This window comes from uncultured Granulicatella sp. (assembly GCF_938030755.1).
In the GTDB taxonomy this organism is placed as follows: Bacteria; Bacillota; Bacilli; order Lactobacillales; family Aerococcaceae; genus Granulicatella.
Genome location: NZ_CALHIF010000074.1, coordinates 23,760 through 30,242, shown reverse-complemented (window position 1 = coordinate 30,242; position 6,483 = coordinate 23,760). Strand labels below are relative to the sequence as shown.

Annotated in this window: 3 protein-coding genes and 1 pseudogene; all 4 read right to left on the bottom strand. The window is 39.5% G+C overall.

Annotation, left to right across the window (positions count from 1 at the left end; all coding sequences use genetic code 11):
* A pseudogene (locus Q0594_RS07665) lies at positions 1-204 on the bottom strand (hypothetical protein); the annotation flags it as partial.
* 122 nt (positions 205-326) lie between these two features.
* The gene (locus tag Q0594_RS07660; RefSeq protein ID WP_298730976.1) at positions 327-1,301 is read right to left on the bottom strand and encodes a LacI family DNA-binding transcriptional regulator; all 975 of its coding nucleotides are present in this window, start codon (positions 1,299-1,301) and stop codon (positions 327-329) included.
* A gap of 892 nt (positions 1,302-2,193) precedes the next feature.
* Positions 2,194-4,002 (bottom strand): glutamine--fructose-6-phosphate transaminase (isomerizing), encoded by a 1,809-nt coding sequence (glmS, locus tag Q0594_RS07655; RefSeq protein WP_298730975.1) that lies wholly within the window; start codon positions 4,000-4,002, stop codon positions 2,194-2,196.
* An 874-nt stretch (positions 4,003-4,876) separates the two neighbouring features.
* Positions 4,877-6,355: an IMP dehydrogenase gene (gene guaB, locus Q0594_RS07650; RefSeq protein ID WP_298730974.1), complete on the bottom strand. Its 1,479-nt coding sequence runs from the start codon at positions 6,353-6,355 to the stop codon at positions 4,877-4,879.
* Between the last annotated feature and the right edge of the window lie 128 nt (positions 6,356-6,483).

The following is a 6,483-nucleotide window of genomic DNA, read 5'->3' as shown; positions in this document are numbered from 1 at the left end:
AATATCTTTTAAAAAAAATACTATTCTACCATCTCCTACAACTCGTCCTATTCCAACTAGTTGTTTTTCGTAAAAAACTTTAACATCAATAACGTCTTGTTCTAAAGCACTCATGACATCCTCAACGGGATATAAATAAAACCCTACTAAATCATGCATAAATAAATATTCTTCAGCAGTTAATTCATTTAAAATAATCTCCAAATTAGGTCACCTCTAAGGCTTGGTTAAACGTTTAACCACTTTTATAAAGTAATTATCCCTCTAATTGGTAGCGTTGTCAATAGCTAAACAAAAAAAGAATGAGAATTTACATCTCATCCTCTTTATAAACTGGGCTCTAGATACAACACCTCATATTCATTCCCGTTTTTTATGCTTTTCTGAAGCATTAACACCGTATTTTCCGCAAGCTGTTTTATATTTTGATTTATTGACGGTAAGTTAATTCCAAACATATCTGAATAAGCCAAATTATCATATCCAATAATTTCTATATTTTTTGCATTTTTAATTCTATTTGCTTTCAACAAGCCATATGCCATCAAATCGTTGAAACAAAAAACTCCTGTGTTTTCAGTTAGAATATTCGAATGTATTCCTATATCATATCCAGATTGAAAATGAAAATCTCCTTCAAAAAAATTCACTGGAATATTCAGTTTAATCTCATCTAAAGCTTGTTTTACACCTTTTAAGCGTTCGTTAGAAATAAAAGAATTCTTCCCTCCTGTTACTACGGCAAGATGTTTTATATTTTTTTCTAAAAGAAACTTTGTCGCTATATATCCACCTAGTTTATTATCCGAAACTACTTGCCTCTTTTTTACGTTTGATATTAACCTATCAACTAATACCAAAGGCGAATCGATACTTTCTAAAAACGCTTGAAACTCTTCCATATGTAAATAAGTTTCATTGGAAACACATGCTATAATTCCATCAACCTGACGATCTAAAAATTCATTTATATGATGGATATCACTTGCATACAGATCATTACTATTTGCAATCAAAGTTGAATATCCTTGAATACTCATCGTTTGCTCAATATCTCTAACAAGCTTCGAAAAAAAAGGATTTTCAATATCTGGAATAAGTATTCCAATTGTTTTTGTACTTGTACTTAACAAACTTCTAGCAATTTTATTAGGACGATAATTTAACTCTGCCGCTATTTTCTTCACTTCTGCTTTCTTTTCTTCAGAAATTCTAGACGGTTTATCGTTCAGAATTATAGATACCGCTGCAGACGAAATATTTGCTATTTTGGCAATGTCTTTTAATGTAACTTTTGACATTTATATCCCCCTTCCTACAGACTTCATTCTAAACGTATTTCTTAAATATAACAACAATAGAGAAAATATGAGTAAAATTCATATTGAATACATCCTAATTATACGATTTCCCACATATCCCTTCATCACCTCACCCTGCTGGTATAAGGTCCTCTGCATCTCACTTATTCTTTCTCTTCTCCCTTTCTTTCGAATGGAGGCAAAATCCATTTGAAATAAGGCCCAAAGGCGAAGAATAAACGGAAGACCAAGGGATTCCATAATAGCAACAATAAGGGAGTGCAACCAATGTGAATTGGAAGTAAGACAGAAGAAACTTGTTTCTTCGTAGTCTTACCCCCGCAAGGACAAATAGAATTCCTCGAACTGCTTTTCAGTGAAGAGGAATTTATTTGTCTACTGCGTCTATGTCTTAGGGCTCATCAAATTGTATATTTCCTCAGTTTGAAGCTTGATAGGGAGCGAGATCCTAGGCTCGCCCCGTACAGCTATTATCGCAGCTATGAAGATATCCGAAGCGGTATGAAGTTTATTTTTAGACCTGCAATCTAATCCTCCATCCCTCTTTTCGAATGAAAGCAAAATTCATTTGAAATAAGGTCCAAAGGCGAAGAATAAACGAAAGACCAAGGGATTCCATAGTAGCAACAATAAGGGAGTGCAACCAATGTGAATCACTGACTCTGGAAATTCATTTCCTAGAGTCAGTTTGAAGCTTGGTAGGAACTGAGACCTCAGGCTCAGTCCGGTGCCCTTATTGTAGCAACTATAGAGACATCTCTTCGATCTGGAGTTTATTCGTAAGCCCTTTGGGCTATACCATCCTTCTTTTCAAATGGATTTTGCATCCTTCGAATACAAAAAAGTGGTGGACAGCCGTCCACCACTTTTTCTATTCTACTGTTACCGATTTGGCAAGGTTACGCGGTTTATCCACGTCTAATCCTTTACCAAGAGAAGTGTAGTACGCAATTAATTGCGTTACCACAACAGATACGATTGATGCAAGAAGTATTGGCACCGCTGGAACGATGATATCGTCGCCTTCTTGCTCAACGCCTTCCATCGCAATTGTTGTTACGACAGCGCCACGAGCTTTCACTTCTTGGATATTTCCGCGAGTGTGGCTCGCTACAACTGGTTCGCTTAATAATGCGATAACTGGAGTGCCTTCTTCGATAAGGGCGATAGTTCCGTGTTTTAATTCCCCTGCGGCAAAGCTTTCAGTTTGCACGTATGAGATTTCTTTTAATTTCAACGCTGCTTCCATGGCTACATAATAGTCTAAGTGACGACCAATGTAGAAAGCATTGCGAGTTTCTAATAAACGCTCTTTGACTAAGTCTTGAACGGCTTGTTTGTCTGATAATACGCTCTCGATTGAAGCGGCAACGACACCTAATTCATGCTTCATGTCGAATGGAGCTTCTAATCCTTTAGAAGCGCGTAATGCATCTGCTAAAACGGCCATTACTGCGATTTGTGCAGTGTACGCTTTTGTTGAAGCTACGGCGATTTCAGGGCCTGCGTGTAATAGTAATGTATAGCTGGCTTCACGAGAAAGAGTTGATCCTTTCACGTTTGTGATTGTTAATGATGAGAAGTTTTGCTCGTTTACTTTTACTAACGCTTGACGGCTGTCCGCTGTTTCTCCACTTTGTGATAAGAAAATGAAGAATGGTTTTTGTGATAATAATGGTTGGTGGTAAGCAAATTCGCTTGCTAAGTGAACTTCTACTGGAATTCCAGCAAGTTGTTCTACTAACGCTTTACCAACCCATCCAGCATGGTAGCTTGTTCCGCAGGCAATCACGTAAATGCGGTCGCTTGCTAAAATGCTCTCTAAAATTTCTTTATCAACTTGTAATTGACCATTTTCGTCTTGGTAGTTTTGGATGATTTTACGTAATACGGCTGGTTGTTCATCCATTTCTTTCAACATGTAGTGAGCGTAAGCCCCTTTTTCTAAATCGTCTGCATCTAATTCTGCAACGAATGGTGCACGTTCTACTGGTTCACCTTCAATGGTTTCGATTTCTACAGATGCTTCTGTTAAAGTGATTAACTCTTCGTCTTTGATTTCGATGTAGCGGTCTGTTTCAGCAATTGTTGCCATTGCGTCTGAACAAATCACGTTGAAGCCTTCGCCAACCCCTACTAATAATGGGCTCTTATGTTTTGCGGCATAAAGAACGCCTGGTTTTTCGCTGTCTAATAAACCGAAAGCAAATGATCCACGGATTTCTTTCAACGCGCGTCGGAATGCTTCTTTTCCTGATAAGTTTTCTTTATTTGCAAAGTATTCTACTAAGTTTACGGCAACTTCTGTATCTGTTTGAGATTTGAAATCAACGTCGCTTAAGAATTCTTTTTTCAATTCGTCATAGTTTTCGATGACGCCGTTGTGCACTAATGTGAAACGACCTGATTGAGATTGATGAGGGTGAGCGTTGTTTTCTGTCGCTGATCCGTGTGTTGCCCAACGAGTATGCCCAATCCCTGCAAATGCTGGAATTTCTTCATCCACTGCATCACGAAGATTTTGAATACGTCCAACACGTTTGACTAATTGTGTTGAGCCATCTTCGTCCATAATAAATAATCCTGCTGAGTCATATCCACGATACTCAAGCTTTTCTAATCCGTTTAATACTACTGTTTGGATTTTTCCATGTCCAATACATCCTACGATTCCACACATAATGTTTAACTCCTTTAATAAGAGGTCCCTCTCGGCGCCTCCTACTTCTGTAATTTTTGATTATGTTTCTGGTGCGTGCTATCAATTTTGTCATTTCCTTACAAAATGGTTTGTATGTAGCTGTAGACTGCACTGCCTTGAGTCATCCGCCGAGTATTTCGATAAACTCATTCCTCGTCACCCGTTTTTTTAAACAGGCCTGGCGCTATCCTTGTCGCTTCCTTCCAAAGCTTTTCATAAATTTTCAGAAACAAGTTCATCATAACCGATGATCCACTAAAAAAACAACTAATTTTCCTTTTTCCTAATATTTTCAAGACCAAGAATGAACACCTACCTTCCCCAAACCGCACTCTTATCGCATTTTTATGCATCCATTCTTTTAGTACCACTTCATCAACATTTCCCTAACGCTTCAACATTACAGCTCCACTCTCATTCCGAAACTTTTGTGTTTTTAATTCAGATGCACACCACTTTATTAGCCGTGAAACGCACATACACTGTCCCATCCCTCTCTCCCTTCAAAAAGACTAACCCTTTGTCGTGAGTGGTGAAAAGCACACATAATATCCTTTCCCCTCCCTGCCTCTCAAAGAGAATACCAGTTTGTCGTTGGTTGTGAAAGGCACACATGATGTTCTGTCTCATTCTCTAATGAACTATTAAAAAAAATAGCTATTAACCAAGGTTTGGATTCTATAATAGCAATAATAGCGAGTGTACTCGAAACGAATTACTGCCTCTGGGAATTTAATTCCCTAGAGGCAGTTTGAGAGTCGAGAGGAACGGAGACCTTAGGCTCAGTCCGGTACAGCTATTATCGCTATTATGAAGATATCCAAAAACCTTCGGTTAATAGCTATGTTTCTATTTATGAGATAGAATAGTTAGGTGCTTCTTTCGTAATCTGAACATCATGCGGATGGCTTTCTCTTAGCCCCGCACCACTCATACGCACAAACTGCGTATTCTCGCGAAGCTCTTCTAAATTACGCGCCCCCACATACCCCATACCAGAGCGAAGTCCGCCGACCATTTGGAAGATAATATCTGCCGCAGACCCTTTGTAAGCAACACGTCCTTCGATCCCTTCTGGCACACGTTTGTTGGCTTCGTTTTTCGCTTGGAAGTAACGGTCCCCTGAACCATTTTCCATCGCTGCTATACTTCCCATTCCGCGGTATGTCTTGAAGCGACGTCCTTGGAAGATTTCAAATTCCCCTGGAGATTCATCTGTTCCGGCAAGCATGCTGCCTAACATCACCGCATGTCCGCCTGCTGCGATAGCTTTGGCGATATCCCCTGAGTACTTAATTCCACCATCTGCAATAATCGCTTTTCCAAATTCTTTAGCCACTGTTGCAGCATCGTAAATCGCTGTGATTTGCGGAACGCCGACACCAGCAACGACACGGGTTGTACAGATGGAGCCAGGTCCGATTCCGACTTTAACCACGTCGACGCCTGTTTCAAATAGGGCACGAGTTCCTTCGGCGGTTGCCACATTTCCAGCAATCAATGTAGCTTCTGGGAAGGTTTCACGAATTTCTTTAATTTTACGAATCACTCCGGCGCTATGTCCGTGAGCGGTATCAATGACGATGGCATCTGCACCCGCATCCAGTAGCGCTGTTGCACGTTCAAATGTATCCGAAGTAATGCCCACTGCAGCCGCTACTAATAGACGGCCATGCTCATCTTTGGCAGAGTTTGGGAATTCGATGACTTTTTCGATGTCTTTGATGGTGATTAACCCCGCCAAGCAGCCTTTGTCATCTACTAAAGGTAATTTTTCGATTTTATGTTTTTGAAGAATGGCTTCTGCATCTTTGAGGGATGTTCCAACTGGAGCCGTCACCAGATGTTCCTTAGTCATCACTTCGTCAATTAAAATAGAATAATCTGAAATGAATCGTAAGTCACGGTTTGTCAAAATCCCAACGAGGTGACGTGTTTCTAAGTCATCAACGATTGGAACACCGCTAATACGGTATTTTGCCATGAGGTCTTCAGCGTCTTGTACTTTATGGGATGGAGTTAAGAAAAATGGATTAATGATAACTCCACTCTCTGATCGTTTTACTTTGTGCACTTCTTCCGCCTGCTCGGCAATTGACATGTTTTTATGGATGACCCCAAGACCTCCTTGGCGCGCAATCGCAATCGCCATCGTCGCATCTGTGACCGTATCCATGCTGGCACTGATTAAAGGGATATTTAAACGAATATTTTTCGCTAATTGCACACGCAAATCAACATCATTCGGCAATACATGACTCTCTGCTGGAATTAATAAAACATCGTCAAATGTGTACCCTTCTTTTTGAAATTTTGTTTCCCATTTTGACATCGCACAAACCTCCAGTGATTAAATTTATTAACGAATAATATACCATTTTTTCGGCAAAATGCAAGCTTTTTCACATTTTTTCTCGCCAATCATAAAAGTTTTACATTTCATTGTTCGTATTTTTTAAA

Coding starts and splice junctions, on each gene's coding strand:
- Q0594_RS07660 (WP_298730976.1), bottom strand. CDS start 1,301: ATGTCAAAAGTTACATTAAAAGACATTGCCAAAATAGCAAATATTTCG.
- glmS (WP_298730975.1), bottom strand. CDS start 4,002: ATGTGTGGAATCGTAGGATGTATTGGACATGGAAAAATCCAAACAGTA.
- guaB (WP_298730974.1), bottom strand. CDS start 6,355: ATGTCAAAATGGGAAACAAAATTTCAAAAAGAAGGGTACACATTTGAC.